Origin of the sequence: uncultured Brachybacterium sp. (genome assembly GCF_947500705.1) — a bacterium.
In the GTDB taxonomy this organism is placed as follows: Bacteria; Actinomycetota; Actinomycetes; order Actinomycetales; family Dermabacteraceae; genus Brachybacterium.
Map to the genome: position 1 here is coordinate 1 of NZ_CANMSY010000030.1, position 469 is coordinate 469.

Here is a 469-nt window from a genome sequence, read left to right on the forward strand (position 1 = left end):
CTCGGGCGTGAACGCCAGGAACGGGATGAAGTCCTCCCACGCGTTCCGCCACGCCAGCACCGCCCCCGGCGCCTTCGCCTGCCACGTCTCGGCGAAGGCCTCCAGTGCCAGCTCGGCGGCAGCCACGGTGGCCGCGGTGTAGATCGGCTTCATGTCCTTGGCCATGGTCTTGCGGTCGGAGTAGGAGGCGTACTTCATCGCCGAGCGCAGCAGGTGGACCACGCAGGTCTGGACCACGGTCTGCGGGTAGATGCTGCCCACCGCGGCCGGCAGCCCGGTCAGCCCGTCGCAGCACAGGATCAAGATGTCCTTGGTGCCGCGGTTGCGGATCTCGGTGAGGATGTTCGCCCAGAATTTCGCGCCCTCGGTGACCCCCAGCCAGAGGCCCAGCACCTGCTTGCGGCCCTCCATATCCACGCCGACAGCCACGTGGCAGGCCTTGTTGGTCACGACCCCGCCGTCGCGGATC

Annotated in this window: 1 protein-coding gene; it reads right to left on the minus strand. The window is 68.4% G+C overall.

Features of this window, described 5'->3' with window-relative positions; translation table 11 throughout:
* Positions 1–469 (minus strand): transposase (locus tag Q0937_RS17930; RefSeq protein ID WP_299306374.1); only part of this gene is annotated, 469 nt, incomplete at both ends.